We start from the raw sequence: 13,300 nt of genomic DNA on the forward strand, positions 1-13,300 counted from the left end.
GGGCCGACAGACCGCTCTCGGTCAGGCGATCGGGCCCCTGGGAGGGCGGCGTGATCGGGCCTCTACCGGCGCAGCGTGGTCCGCCCACCGCGCGGCAGAATGGTGGGGATGGGTTCGCCTGCACGTTCGACGAGGACAACAAGGTCCGGGCCGCACCGGCCGCCGTCGGCTGTTCCTGGCGGGTCACGGCAGCCTGCCGCTCGGGTACGGCCTGGTGCCGGCCCCGCTGCGGGGTGCCCCGGTGCGAAGTTCCAGCAGCATGGTGGCGGCCAGGAAGGCGGGCAAGCACAGCGGGGTCGCGCTGGTCGACGTACGGGTGGGCACGCCAGCACAAGGCCGAGACGTACCGAAGCTGGATGACAGCCAGATCGAAGCACGGCTGCGATCCCTTCCCGGAGCGGACCGGGTGACCGCTCGCGCACTCACCAAGGTGCACCTCGCGGGGACCACGAACACCGTATTCGTCAACTTCTACCGCGGGGACGCTCCGGCCGAGGCTGAGCAGATCGTCGAGGGGCACTGGCCGAGCGGACCGGGTGAGGTCGCCGTCGGGCCGTCGTTCCTGAAACAGCACGGGCTCGCGGTCGGTGACCGGACGACCATGTATCTGAACGGCAGGCAGACCGACGTCACCGTCGTCGGCGAAGTCATGTTGGGCAACGCCCAGGCCATGGACTCCGACTGGCAGACCGCGACCGAACTCGCCCCGAACACAAGCGCCGTTGACTACACGGTCCAGCTCAGCCCCCATGCCGACGCCCAGGCCTACGTCAGGGGGATCGAGGAGGCTGACCCGGGCCTCCATCCGTCGCTGAGGAGCGACTCGCCGGATGCCGCCACCACTACCGTCGTCGGCTTCTCGTCGGTGTTTACGCTGCTGCTGACCATCGTCGCGGCGCTCGGCGTCTTCAACACCGTCCTGCTGAACACCAGGGAGCGGCGCCGCGACCTGGCCATGCTCAAATCGATCGGGATGACGCCGCGCCAGGTCGTGGTGATGACAGTGACGTCCGTGGCGGGGCTGGGCGCGGTCGGCGGCCTGATCGGCATCCCCCTCGGGGCAGTCGCACACCGGCTGCTCGTGGACCATGCCGGAGTGCTCACCTTCCCGGAGTCCATGAAGGATGTCTGGCATGCGCCGCAGCTGGCCGCCCTGACCCTGGCGGGCGTCGCGATCGCCGTCCTCGGCGCGCTGATCCCGGCTCGCTCGGCGGCACGGCTCACCATCGCCGAGGTGCTGCACAACGAGTGATCTCCGCTCCGACCCAGAACAAGGCCTGATCAAGTCTCCTGGGAGGCCGACGACGCGCCAGCCGTCAGGCCGCTTACAGAGCCGACCATCGACGACCGCTGTAGCGATCTCCTCCTCGGCATGGGTCAGGCTGCTCTGCAGTCCTTCGATCTCGCCGAGCCAGCCCTCGCGTTCGGCTTCCAGAATCCGTGCGAGGAGGTTGTCGCGGATCTCGACGACCCGCGGACGTTCCGTCGCGTGAACGATGAGGACGGGGCATCGAACGCAGGCTTCTCTGAACCAGACCATCGCCCTGGCTTGCAGCAGTCGTCTCGGACTCGCTGCTTGGCGTTCGGCTCTCGCTGCCAGAAGCGAGGCGCTTGACCCTCACGTGGCGTCAGGCTGCATAGTCGGTGCCATGGAGGAGCACCTGCCCGTGGGACGCGTGGCCGAGTTGGCGGGCGTGAGCGTCCGCACGCTGCATCACTATGACGAGATCGGGCTCGTACGGCCGTCGGCGCGAACTGCAGCCGGGTACCGGGCCTACTCGGTCGGCGACGTGGAGCGACTGCGCGAGGTACTTGCCTACCGGCGCCTGGGCTTCGGACTGCGGGAGGTCGCGGACCTGGTCGGCGACCCATCCACCGACGCGGTCGCGCACCTGCGCCGACTGCGCGGCCTGCTGCTGGAACGGCGCGATCACGCCGATGCCATGGTGGCGGCCATCGACAGAGAACTCGAGGCACGGGCGAAGGGGGTCGAGGTGACGCCGGAGAAGCAACTGGAGATGCTCGGCGCACGGCTGTACGACGCGATCGGCGGCGCTTACACCGCGACACGGCGTACTGAGCCGCGGATCGCCGCGCAGATCTGGGACGTGCTCGGGGACGCGCAGACGGTGCTGAACGTCGGGGCCGGCACCGGCTCCTACGAGCCTGCTGATCGCAACGTGACCGCGGTGGAGCCATCGGCGGTCATGCGGGGGCAGCGGCCTGCCGGAACGGCGCCGTGCGTGGCCGCCGCTGCCGAGAGCCTGCCGTTCGAGGACCAGTCCTTCGACGTCGCGATGGCCGCCTCCACCGTTCACCACTGGGGGGACCCGATAGCGGGGTTGCGCGAGATGCGGCGCGTGGCCCGCCGCGTGGTGGTGCTCACGTTCGACACCGACGAGCCCGGATGGCAGGACCGGTTCTGGCTTACCCGCGACTACCTGCCCGAGTTCGCCGCCGTCCTCGCTGAATTTCCTTCGCTTGCTGGGATGGCCGACGCGATCGGCGCCCGCGCTGAGCCGGTGCCCATCCCGTGGGACTGCGCTGACGGCCTGTTCGAGGCGTACTGGCGCCGACCGGAGGCGTATCTGGAGGATCACGTGCGCCGTGCGATGTCGGTGTGGACGAGGGTCGGGCCGGAGGCCGAGCAGCGGGCGGTGCGAAGCCTCAGCGACGACCTCGACTCCGGCCGGTGGGCCGAGCGCAACAGCGACCTCGCCGACCTCGACGCGGCAGATCTCGGCCTCCGCCTGCTCATAGCTTGAACCGCGTCGCAGCGTCAGCGTCATGGCGGCTCCTGGACGGCCCGCCGGTCATGTGCATCGCGGACACTACCGGCCTGCACATCGACTCGATCCGCGCGAAGGTCCGCACCATCCGGAACCGTAAGTAGAGCCGAAGCGGTCGACGACCGGGCAGGGGGACGCAGATGGACAGCGAGGCACTCATCGGTGTGGTCGCGGCTGGCCCGCGCTCGCGGGTGCCGAAGCCGGTCCTCACTGCTCGTTGTTCTGGACCCACGCACGCCCGTACGGCGAGGTCAACCTCGACATGGCCACCCGACTCAACTTTGCTGCGTCGACCGTGCCCGACCCCCGCGCTGCGGGCGATGGTGAACCGGCGGCGGAGCAGTCGCGCGCGTGAGCCGGCCAGTCCCTCCTTCCTGTGAGCACCGGCCCAACCAGGAGCCATTGCGGGTCGGCGTCGCGACGACCGGGAGATAGGACAGCGGCCATGTATTCACCACTTGCGGATGTCGAGATCCCAGCAAGGGCCGCCCGTGGCCCGGCTGTCGCCACGCGTGACATGATCGGCCCCATGACCGAATTCTTCGTTCGGAAGGGCGACCGCCGCCCCGTCCGTTGAAGTGGCTCGACGAGGCTGTGGCCTCCGGCACCGCGACGACGCCTGCCCATCCCTCACGTGACGCGATCTCAGCTGCGATACGTTGCGACCGTGCCGGCCTCGTCGCGGTTCGTCTCCTTCAGCTCGCCCAGGCCGAAGACCCGTTCGCGCGTCGTGAGGTCATGGACCTCCTCCAGAGCTCGGTCTGGGACAGGCTCCCCTGGCCCGCAGCCGCCGAAGCGGCACTGGCCCGGCTCACCGACCCCGACGAGGGAGTGCGGCGCCGAGCCGCACAGCTCGTCGTCCGGGCCGGAGGACGTGATCCGGTGCTCACAGCCCTCGGTGAACTCACCGACTCGGTGGTGCGTACCGTCCTCGCCGACGCGCTCGGCGCCTCCGCCGCCCACCTGCGGGCCGATTCCCTGGCGTCCGTACGCTTTCTCGCCCATCTGGAGACTCTGCGGGCCGCCCCTCCGACGCGATGGCCCGCCCTGGACGCGGCACTGCTCGCCGATGCCCGGGAGGCCGCGCTCCACCTGGACCACGTCGGGCGAAGGTGGGAGCGGATTGTTCCCCACCCAGCGAAGTGGCCGATGGTTGTGAAGCTGTAACTGAGCGCTTCAGTCGGCCCGTGAGCGGCCGACTTGGCCCGACGGGGCTGATGGGGTCCTGGAGAGCGTGGAGGGTAGAGGTTCCTCTTGAGCGCGTGTTCGGTGTCAGATCGGCTGGAGGCGGGCGACGGGTGGGGCGGGCGGTGGACTGCAACGTGGAAGACAACCCGGCCGGCCTGTCGTCTGCCCGGTCCGCGCAGTGGGCGTATCGAAGCCACGCCCCACGTAACCTCTTCCTATGCCTGCACCCCGCCTGCATCGCGTCGCCGTCCTTGTGCTCGAGGGTGCGAAGCCGCTCGATGTCGGAATTCCTGCGCAGGTTTTCACGACCCGCGCGAGCATGCCGTACGAGGTGCGGGTGTGCGGGGCGACACCCGGTCTCGTGACCGGCGGCGATGGCCTCGCGTACTGCGTCGCCCACGGCCTCGACGCGCTTGCGTGGGCCGACATCGTCTTCGTCCCCGGCTACCGGTTCCCGGACCGCGACGACCCGCCGCAGGCCGTCGTCGAGGCACTGATCGCCGCCCACGACCGGGGCGCGCGGCTCGCCGCCATCTCGACGGGCGCCTTCGCGCTCGCCGCCACGGGCCTGCTCGACGGCAGGCGCGCCACGACGCACTGGCACTACACGCGGGCACTCGTGGCCAGGCATCCGCTCGTCCAGGTCGACGAGAACGTGCTGTTCGTCGACGAGGGCAGCGTGCTCACCTCGGCCGGCGCCGCCTCCGGCATCGACCTGTGCCTGCACATCCTGCGCGGCGACCTCGGAGTGGCCGCTTCCAACCACGCGGCCCGGCGTCTGGTTGCGGCCCCCTACCGCAGCGGCGGCCAGGCCCAGTACGTGCCGCGCAGTGTCCCCGAGCCGCTCGGCGAGCGGTTCGCCGCCACCCGCGAGTGGGCGCTGCACCGGCTCGGCGAGCCCCTCACCCTCGACATACTGGCGCGGCAGGCGGGGGTCTCGCCGCGCACGTTCTCCCGGCGCTTCGTCGAGGAGACCGGCTACACGCCGATGCAGTGGGTGATGCGCGCCCGCATCGACCTGGCCCGCGAACTGCTCGAGCGCTCGCAGCGCGGCGTCGAACAGATCGCCGCCGACATCGGGCTCGGCACCGGCGCGAACCTGCGCCTGCACTTCCAGCGCATCCTCGGCACCACACCGAGCGAGTACCGGCGCACCTTCACCCGGGGCGAGTAACCCGCCCGGCACCGCGTGGCGGGATCCTTTTGAACCGTGGCGATCCCGCCACTGTCAGCGGCGCTAGCCGCGGGCGAGCCTGGTGTGGAAGGGAAGGGACATCACTCATGACTCGCATCGCCATCAACGGATTCGGCCGCATCGGACGCAATGTGCTGCGCGCACTGCTGGAGCGCGACAGCGCCCTCGAGATCGTCGCCGTCAACGACCTGACGGAGCCCGCCACTCTCGCCCGGCTGCTCGCCTACGACAGCACGGCCGGCCGGCTCGGGCGCCCGGTGACCCCCGACGGGGACGCCCTCGTCGTTGACGGCCGTCGGATCACGGTGCTGGCCGAGCGCGAACCGGCGCAGCTGCCGTGGGCCGAACTCGGCGTCGACATCGTCCTGGAAGCCACCGGCCGCTTCACCTCGGCCAAGGCCGCCCGGGCCCACCTCGACGCGGGTACGAAGAAGGTACTCGTCAGCGCGCCGTCGGACGGCGCCGACGTCACGCTCGCTTTCGGGGTCAACACCGACGCCTACGACCCGGCCGTGCACACGATCGTCTCGAACGCCTCCTGCACCACCAACGCGCTCGCGCCGCTGGCCGCGGTCCTCGACGAACTCGCCGGTATCGAACACGGGTTCATGACGACGGTGCACGCCTACACACAGGAGCAGAACCTGCAGGACGGTCCGCACCGCGACGCCCGTCGCGCCCGAGCCGCCGGCGTCAACATCGTGCCGACCACGACCGGCGCCGCCAAGGCGATCGGCCTGGTGCTGCCGAACCTCGACGGCAAGCTTTCGGGCGACTCGATCCGCGTACCGGTGCCGGTGGGCTCGATCGTCGAACTCAACACGACCGTCGCCCGCGATGTGACGCGCGACGACGTGCTGGCGGCGTACCGCGCCGCAGCGGAGGGGCCGCTCGCCGGCATCCTCGAGTACTCGGACGACCCGCTCGTGTCGTCCGACATCACGGGCAATCCCGCCTCGTCGATCTTTGACTCGGCCCTCACCCGCGTCGACGGCCGCCACGTCAAGGTGGTCGCGTGGTACGACAACGAGTGGGGCTTCTCGAACCGCGTGATCGACACGCTCGAGTTCCTCGCCACCCGCTGACCGGACGCCGGGGTGGTGCCCCGCCTCCGGCGACCGCGCCGGCCAGCACTTTCTTTGGGCGCTCTGGTTGATCAGTCGGGCCAACCAGAGCGCTCAGTCACAGAAGCGGGTCCGCTCGGCTTCGGGGGGTGCGGGAGCGCCACGGTCGGTCAAGGCACTCTTCGAGCGTCGCCCCGCGATGGCCTACGGCCACCCCTGACAGTCCGCGACGCCCCTCGAATCTGGCGGCTATCAAACGGACCCGCTGCCCTGGTCAAGCTCACAACCAATTGGGGACGAAGAGCGGAGCCGGGGATTTTCAAGGAGCCCCAGCAACTCGTGCCAGCCGACGAGTCCATGTGCGCCATGCCGGATCGCGTGCTGGTCGTAGCCAGTCAGGAACGCGGTCAGCATGTGGAAGGAGGTCTTGCCGACGAACATGATGGAGGCGCTGGTGGCCGAGCGCTGCCCCGACCGGCCGGTACCACTGATGGCCGGTACTGCCGCGATCGGGGCGGTCGTGCATCTGCTGGCTGCCGCCATCGAGGAGGGCCGGGGCCTGTCCTCGATGAGCGGCATCCTGGCCGAAACCGCCTAGCGTCTGCTGCCGGCCTGACGGCCCGGCCTCACTTCAGGTGCCGGGCGAAGAACCGGTCTCCGTCGTCCACCTCGAACCACGGGGTGCCGGCGTGCCCGCCCATATTGGCGTGCAGCGTCTTCTCCTTGGTGCCGAAGGCGTCGAACAGGTCCAGGGCCAGCTGCCGGTCGTTCCCTTCGTCGTCCCACTGCAGCAGGAACTGCAGCGGAATGGCGACCTGCCGGGCCTCCTCGCGCTGGGCGCGGGGCACGAAACCCCCGGCGAAGAAACCGGCGGCCGAGATGCGTGGTTCGACCACCGCCAGCCGAATGCCGATGGCGGTCATCCCCGAGTACCCGACCGGGCCGCCGATCTCGGGCAGCGAAAGGAGGGCGTCCAGGGTGGTCCGCCATTCCGGGACCGCCTTTTCGACCAGCGGGACGATGAAGGACTCGAAGATCTCATCGACCGGCTCGCCGGCCGCCATCGCCCGGCGGAGGTCGGCGCGGGCCTGCTCATCGACGGCGGAACGGGGCCGGTCGCCGTGCCCGGGGTGGTCGATGGCGGCCACCGCGTAGCCGTACTCCGCCGCGGAGTGCCGGGCCCGGGCCACCAGCCGCGATTCCCGCTTGTGCAAGCCGCCGTTGTGGCCGATCAGGATCAGCGGGGCAGGTGCGGATCCAGACGTCCACAGGATGCCGGGGATCTCGCCGAGGGTGAATTCGCGTTCGAGGACGCCGTCGTCGAGGCGCTGTTCGGAAGTGAATTGCATGGTCGTGCCTTTCGGGAGTGCTCTTGAACGGCGCTCCCGGACGACCTATCGTCCGACCGTGACCCCGGAGGGGAGCACCCATGTCGATACTGCGTTCACGGGTACCACCTCCTCGTTCTCTCGCACGGCCTCCGGAAAACTAGCAGTGGTCGCCGTGGTTCGCCAACAGGTTTTTGCGGAGGCTCCGTGGCCGGATGCCACGGAACCACTCGCCTGAAGGCCAAGGCCGTGTAGTCAAGGGCTTCGGGCCTGTGTGGTCACGGTGTGGTGTAGGCCGGGACGTAGGAAGCGGAGCCCTGTTAGCCTCGATCTTTCGTGATTGGTCGTCAGCTTCGGCTGGCGGCCAATGCGTCGTTGTGGAGCGTGTGCGGGCATACGGGTGGCCCGATCGTCGCATCGGGTGGGCGCCGGATTCCACGGTTCCGGTCGGTGGCTCTTCTGCTCGTCGGGACGGGTTGTTGCTGGTCAGCGTGGGTTCGGGAGGGTGTCGAGCCGTCTGATCGCGTCTGTGATCACGTCGGTCCATGGCCAGTGGTGGGCGAATCGCAGGTGCCGTTGGCGGGCGGTGGTGATGAGTTGGGCAGCGGCGGAGAACAGCCGCAACCGCAGGCGGCGGGGCTCCCAGAGGCGGGGTTTGCCGGTCAGAGCGAGCATCGGCATCCAGGCGAGCAGGTCGAGGGCGAGCTGGACGATCTCCAGCCAGATCCGGTTCTGTGCGGTCTCGTGCAGGGGCAGGTTCCGCAGGCCGGTGGCCCGTGCGTTCCGAATGCGGTCCTCTGCCCTCGCCCGTCGGCGGTGCCTCAGTTCCAGGTCCGTGATCTTCCCGCCCGTCGTGTTGGTGGCGAAGCAGGTGAGCCGCAGGCCGTCGGCGTCGGTGAAGCGCAACTGGGCGCCGGGGTGGGGCCGTTCCTTGCGGACGATCAGCCGCATTCCCTTCGGCCAGCCCTTGAGTGTGTCGCCGTCGAGTTCGGCGGTCCAGGCGCCGTCGCGGATCTCGCCGCCCGGCTCGACCGCTGGGGTCCAGGCGGAGGCCGGGACCTTCAACACGGCCTGATGAATCTGCTCAGTGATGGTCATCCCGACCGAGTACGACAGCCACCGGCCCCGTTTCGTGAGCCAGGCGAGGAACTCATGGGTGCCGCCCGCGGAGTCGGTACGGATCAGTGTGGACCGGCCGCGCCGGTGACGCTTGGGGAGCTGGGCCAAAGCGAGTTGAGTGGCGGTGATGTGGTCGGCGGCGGTGTTGGATCCCGCGTTCCCCGGCCGCAACAGTGCTGCCACCGGCTCCCCGGTGCCACCGCTTCCGTGGTCGACGAAGCCCATCAGGGGGTGATGTCCAAACGACTTCTTCCAGGTCGCGGCCGCGTCCTGCTTGTCGGAGTGGGCCAGGACCAGCACTCCGTCCAGGTCCACAATCACCTGGCCGCCCCTATCCGGCGCCGCATCTTTGGCCAACGTCCAGACGTACTCGCGCACTTCGGCGCGCGCCGAGCGGATCGCGGTCAGGGCCTTGTCCCCGGCCGCGGCGAGGGTGTCGATCAGCCGGGAGACCGTTGGGTCGGAGGCCACCGGCCCGAACACGGCCGGCTCGGCCCGCAGCAGTCCCGCATCGGCCAGGCAGTCCCCGCCCAGCGCGACCGCGAGAGCCACATCCAGCAGGATCTTGCCCGGATCGTGCACCGCCCGAGGCCGCCGCCACGGCGTCAGCGCCGCCGATATCTCGGTATCCAGGCCGGTCTTACGGGCAGTCTCGACCAGCAGTACTCCGCCAGCCTGCGAGACCACCCCGCTCCCGCCGCCCTCGATGCGGACACGCGGATAGGACCCGATACGCTTCTTCACCTGAGGAGTGCTTCTTTCATGCGCCGACCTGGACCCTAGACAAGTCCCATCGTTGCAGGTCAGGAGCACTCTTCGCGTTTCCGATCACGCATCGGACACCCAGCCACGTGAAAGCCCGAGGCTAGGGACGGTTTGGCCCCGGCCTGGTACAGCTGCTGCGACGATGCCGCCGCCATGAGCCCGCGCCGGGCAGGCGCTGGTGGGCACCGGTCAGGCCCCGGGAAGGTTCGCCCTCGTCCACGCCCTTCCCGGCGACTACGGCTCGGACCTGTGGACCGTCCCGGCCGACGGCACCGGTGCGGCCCGCCGGTGATGACCTCCGCCGTCGCCCCGGCCTGTCCGGGGTGACAGCTCAGCGGGCCAGGGCGAGTGCGGGATGCGGGTCGCGAGTCCCTGTCGTCCGGTCAGGACTGCGCGTCCTCCGGAATGCTGACCAGCCAGCGGGTCTCCCGGCGGGGCCGCAGATACAGCGCCCAGTAGAGCGTGGCGACCGCTGTGATCCCGCCGGTCCACAGCAGGTACTCGGTCTCCTGCTGGGTCAGGATGTACGCGAGCACGGCGATGAGCAGTACGGGAATCGCGGGCCACAGGGGCATGCGCCAGGCCGGTGCCTCGCGGTGTGTGCCGCGGCGGCAGAGCAGTGCGGCGACCGCGACCAGCAGGTACATGCCGGTGACGGAGACGCCGGTGACGCCGTACAGGGTGTCGAGGTTGACGAAGCAGAGCGCCGCGCCGGGGACGCCGACGACCAGGGTCGCCACCCACGGGGAGCCGAACCGGCCGAGTCGGGACAGGGCGTTGTTGATCGGCTCGGGCCACGCCTTGTCACGGGCGGAGGCGAACAGGACCCGTGAGTTCTGGATGACCATGACGATGCCCGCGTTGATGATCGCGAGGGCCACGCAGAGGCTGACGAATGTACCGACGGCCGAATTCGACCAGGCGGCGACCATGGTGTTGAGGTCGCCCGAGGTCAGGGCCGCGAGGTCCGGGGCGCCCAGCGTGATGGCGATGACCGGGACGAGGATGACCGCGGTGGAGATGGCGAGGGTGGCGAGCACGGTGCGGGCCACGTTGCGCCGCGGGTTCTCCAGTTCCTCCGAGAGGTAGACGGCCGTGGAGAAGCCCTGGGTGATGAAGAGCGCGATCGCGAGCCCGGAGACCACCATCATCGCGGTGACCGTGGAGGTCGTGCTGCCTGACGAGGCGACCGACCCGTGCACCAGCGCGGAGACCCCGCGCTCGGAGTGCGCGAAGCCGAGAACGGCGACGACGCCCGCCGCGATCACTTCGAGGACAAGGAAGATACCGGTGATCCACGCGTTGGCGCGCAGGTCCAGGAGACCGGCGAGGGTGGCGAGGACCATGACTCCGGCGCCCGCGGCGGGAGCCGGAATGTGCACCACGGGAGCGAGATAGTCGGCCGTCCCCATGGCGATGACCGGAGGCACGATCATCACGACCAGCAGGGAGAGCACGAAGACGAGCCACCCGGCCAGCCGCCCCGCCATGGTCGACACCATGGCGTACTCACCTCCCGCGCTCGGTATGAGGGTGCCCAGCTCCGAGTAACAGAAGGCGACCGCGATACAGAGCAGCGAGCCGATGGCGATGGTGAGGGCGGTGTACGTGCCCAGGCTGGAGAACAGGTCGGGAACGACCACGAAGAGGGTCGAAGCGGGCGTCACGCAGGAGAGCGTGAGCAGCGTCCCGCCCACGACGCCGATGGAACGCTTGAGCTTCTGTGGAGTGGGGCCGGTCGCTGGGGCGAGCGCCTGGGGAGCGCTGAGCGTTTCGGTCATCGTGCGATTCCGATCAACAGGTGCGGTGTCTGAGCGCGGGAGCGGTATCGCCTCCAGACGAGGACGTGGTGATTGGTTTCGTCGCTCCCAGCGCGACATGCAATCCTGACGAGTTCCGCAGGTCAAGAGGTGTTCACCTTCGGAATTCGTTGTTTTGGCGAGCGGATCTGACGATTTGGCGTTAAGAGCGCGTCATTGTATGGGGATCGGCGGGTGCGGGAACCGCAGCAGGATCCGGTGCAAAGTTTCGCCCATTCCAGATTCCGGAAGGGTGCGGGCGTCCCGGAGCGCCACGATGCGCGGATGGCCGCGGGTCGCGCATCCACGGTCTTGATGCCAGCCTGGAGTCATGGCTTGGGCGTCATGGACGACTCGCGGTGTGTTCTCCGGGCGCGGTGGCGTGCTCACGGAGGAGGTCGGCGTCCTGTCCGGAGACCTGACCGTTCACACGACCTGGGCCGATGACACGGCCCAGGTCACTGTGCAGTACACGGGTGCGATCGACTGGTTCACCATGTCGGGCAGCCCGGTGCCGTGCTGCTCGGAGGACGACAGCCGGCGCCTTCACGAGGCGGTGGTGGAGTCCGTCCGGCAGGGAGCGGCGGCCACGGTTCCGAGGCCTCCGCCACAGAAGCCGGAGCAGCCGACGGAGAGCGCCCAGGAGTGAGGGCTGCGTCGGCGGGCGCGCGCCGGACGTTGCGGTCCGGATCACCGGGTGGCAGCCCGGTTCAGGCGGTGTGGCGGTCCGTGGCGATGGCGAAGACATGGAGTGCCGGTGTCTTGGAGCCCATGTACTGAGGCCCGGACGGCAAGGTGATCGGCGCGAGTTGTCTGGACGGGTCGACGTCCACTCCGATTGTGTAGAGCTTTGCGGTGCGTGTGCTCTGTGCCCGGCCGCTGCCGTTGACCTTGCCTCCGTCGGCCGCGATCACCGTTCCCTTCGGGACGGTTGTGGCGCCCCAGTCGGGGACGGTGATCGGGAGTGCGCTGCTGGTTCCGTCGGCGTAGGCGACCGTGACGGTGCCGGTCAGGCCGGAAGCCGGGGCGTATGTGGCGGTCATGAGAAGGCCTACGCGGGACGCATGACCGGCCAGGGGGATGAGTTGGCCATGGGCGAGGGCGTTGTTCTCGGTTCCGACGAAGTCGGTCGGCAGGGTGAAGCGCGGCGCCCGGGGTTCGTCGAGGCCAGACGCGAACAGAGGGCACCCGCCTCCCCTCGGACGCCGACACAGGCGCGATCTGGCGGTTGAACCGCCCCGACGGCCGCGGATGAGCCCCAGCAGGCGAGCAGGGCACGACTTCGGCTCAGAGCCTGGTGCGCGCCCACCCCAAGCCCCGGATCACTAGGATCTCTTGCGTGACAAGAGCATTCAGCGGCTGGACAGAGCAAGCGTTCGAGCTGCTCCTGCAGTTGGAGGGCATGCCCTCGCAAGAAGCTCGCGAACAGCGCCGCAAGGAACGGGAGCGTCTCGTACGGCAGCCCATGATCGCGTTGCTGAACGATGTGGCCGACGCGGACCAGGCCTACGAAGACTTCTCCGTCTGGGGGTTCCGCAAGGATCCGTGGTGGTGGCAGCACCAAGTGGCGGTGATCCGGATCGCACGCAACGTCGAGATCGGGCTCCGCTTCGACCTCGACGGGCTCCGGATCAAGGGCGGCTGGACCTACCCGGACCCGGGGCAGGTCCCGTTGTTCCGTACGGCCGTTGCCGCGCAGGACAGCGGCCCCGATCTGGTGCGCGCCATCGAGGCGCTGGGGGCCCGGGGGTACGAGATCACCGGCGACACCATGAAGCGCATGCCACGTGGCCATGACGCCGGCCATCCCCGCGCCGACCTGCTCCGGTACCGCTCGGTCTCCGCTGCCCGTCCGCTCGGCGGGGACTGCGCGCAGCACACGCCGGCGTTGCTCGACGCCGTGCTCCGAGCGGCGGAGGAGTTGGAGCCCCTGCTCTCCTGGCTCGCCGGCCATGTGACGGTTCCCGGTTCCCGCCGGCACGCCGTCTAGCGTCGCCTCCGCATGCCGTCCCCGCGGTGAGCGACCGAAAGGCGGTCCGTGACCGGCGGGTGT

General features: G+C 69.5%; 12 protein-coding genes and 1 pseudogene. 9 read left to right on the forward strand and 4 right to left on the reverse strand.

Annotation, left to right across the window (positions count from 1 at the left end):
• Positions 1-241 precede the first annotated feature (241 nt).
• From OG609_RS02305 to OG609_RS02330, 6 genes are all read left to right on the forward strand, one after another.
• Positions 242-1,252: an ABC transporter permease gene (locus OG609_RS02305; protein ID WP_327271197.1), complete on the forward strand. Its 1,011-nt coding sequence runs from the start codon at positions 242-244 to the stop codon at positions 1,250-1,252.
• A gap of 397 nt (positions 1,253-1,649) precedes the next feature.
• Complete coding sequence (locus OG609_RS02310) at positions 1,650-2,765, forward strand: MerR family transcriptional regulator (protein ID WP_327271198.1); 1,116 nt, start codon at positions 1,650-1,652, stop codon at positions 2,763-2,765.
• A 762-nt stretch (positions 2,766-3,527) separates the two neighbouring features.
• Positions 3,528-3,956 (forward strand): hypothetical protein, encoded by a 429-nt coding sequence (locus tag OG609_RS02315; RefSeq protein WP_327271199.1) that lies wholly within the window; start codon positions 3,528-3,530, stop codon positions 3,954-3,956.
• A gap of 238 nt (positions 3,957-4,194) precedes the next feature.
• Positions 4,195-5,151 carry a GlxA family transcriptional regulator gene (locus OG609_RS02320; RefSeq protein WP_327271200.1) on the forward strand — a complete coding sequence of 319 codons (957 nt, stop codon included), beginning with the start codon at positions 4,195-4,197 and terminating at the stop codon, positions 5,149-5,151.
• Positions 5,152-5,258: 107 nt separating this feature from the next.
• Positions 5,259-6,257: a type I glyceraldehyde-3-phosphate dehydrogenase gene (gene gap / locus OG609_RS02325; RefSeq protein WP_327271201.1), complete on the forward strand. Its 999-nt coding sequence runs from the start codon at positions 5,259-5,261 to the stop codon at positions 6,255-6,257.
• 391 nt (positions 6,258-6,648) lie between these two features.
• On the forward strand, positions 6,649-6,834 hold the full coding sequence (locus tag OG609_RS02330; RefSeq protein WP_327271202.1) for a hypothetical protein: 186 nt from the start codon (positions 6,649-6,651) through the stop codon (positions 6,832-6,834).
• Positions 6,835-6,862: 28 nt separating this feature from the next.
• Here OG609_RS02330 and OG609_RS02335 read toward each other — a convergent pair whose 3' ends face one another.
• Positions 6,863-7,585 carry an alpha/beta hydrolase gene (locus OG609_RS02335; protein ID WP_327271203.1) on the reverse strand — a complete coding sequence of 241 codons (723 nt, stop codon included), beginning with the start codon at positions 7,583-7,585 and terminating at the stop codon, positions 6,863-6,865.
• Positions 7,586-8,050: 465 nt separating this feature from the next.
• Positions 8,051-9,427, reverse strand: coding sequence for an IS1380 family transposase (locus OG609_RS02340; protein WP_327271204.1), 1,377 nt, complete (start codon positions 9,425-9,427; stop codon positions 8,051-8,053).
• 232 nt (positions 9,428-9,659) lie between these two features.
• On the opposite strand from OG609_RS02340, the pseudogene OG609_RS02345 reads away from it, so the two are divergent.
• Positions 9,660-9,775 (forward strand): annotated as a pseudogene (locus OG609_RS02345) (TolB-like translocation protein); the annotation flags it as partial.
• Positions 9,776-9,831: 56 nt separating this feature from the next.
• Here OG609_RS02345 and OG609_RS02350 read toward each other — a convergent pair.
• Entirely contained in the window at positions 9,832-11,229 is a 1,398-nt protein-coding gene (locus OG609_RS02350) for an APC family permease (RefSeq protein WP_327271205.1), read from the reverse strand.
• Positions 11,230-11,578: 349 nt separating this feature from the next.
• Between OG609_RS02350 and OG609_RS02355 the strand changes: the two genes are divergently transcribed.
• The gene (locus OG609_RS02355) at positions 11,579-11,896 is read left to right on the forward strand and encodes a hypothetical protein (RefSeq protein WP_327271206.1); all 318 of its coding nucleotides are present in this window, start codon (positions 11,579-11,581) and stop codon (positions 11,894-11,896) included.
• A 61-nt stretch (positions 11,897-11,957) separates the two neighbouring features.
• Here the strand turns inward: OG609_RS02355 and OG609_RS02360 are convergent, their stop codons facing one another.
• Positions 11,958-12,290, reverse strand: coding sequence for a hypothetical protein (locus OG609_RS02360; protein ID WP_327271207.1), 333 nt, complete (start codon positions 12,288-12,290; stop codon positions 11,958-11,960).
• A 296-nt stretch (positions 12,291-12,586) separates the two neighbouring features.
• Here OG609_RS02360 and OG609_RS02365 point away from each other — a divergent pair, with 296 nt between their 5' ends.
• Complete coding sequence (locus OG609_RS02365; protein ID WP_327271208.1) at positions 12,587-13,237, forward strand: DUF2461 family protein; 651 nt, start codon at positions 12,587-12,589, stop codon at positions 13,235-13,237.
• Positions 13,238-13,300 lie beyond the last annotated feature (63 nt).

Origin of the sequence: Streptomyces sp. NBC_01224 (genome assembly GCF_036002945.1) — a bacterium.
Lineage (GTDB): Bacteria > Actinomycetota > Actinomycetes > Streptomycetales > Streptomycetaceae > Streptomyces.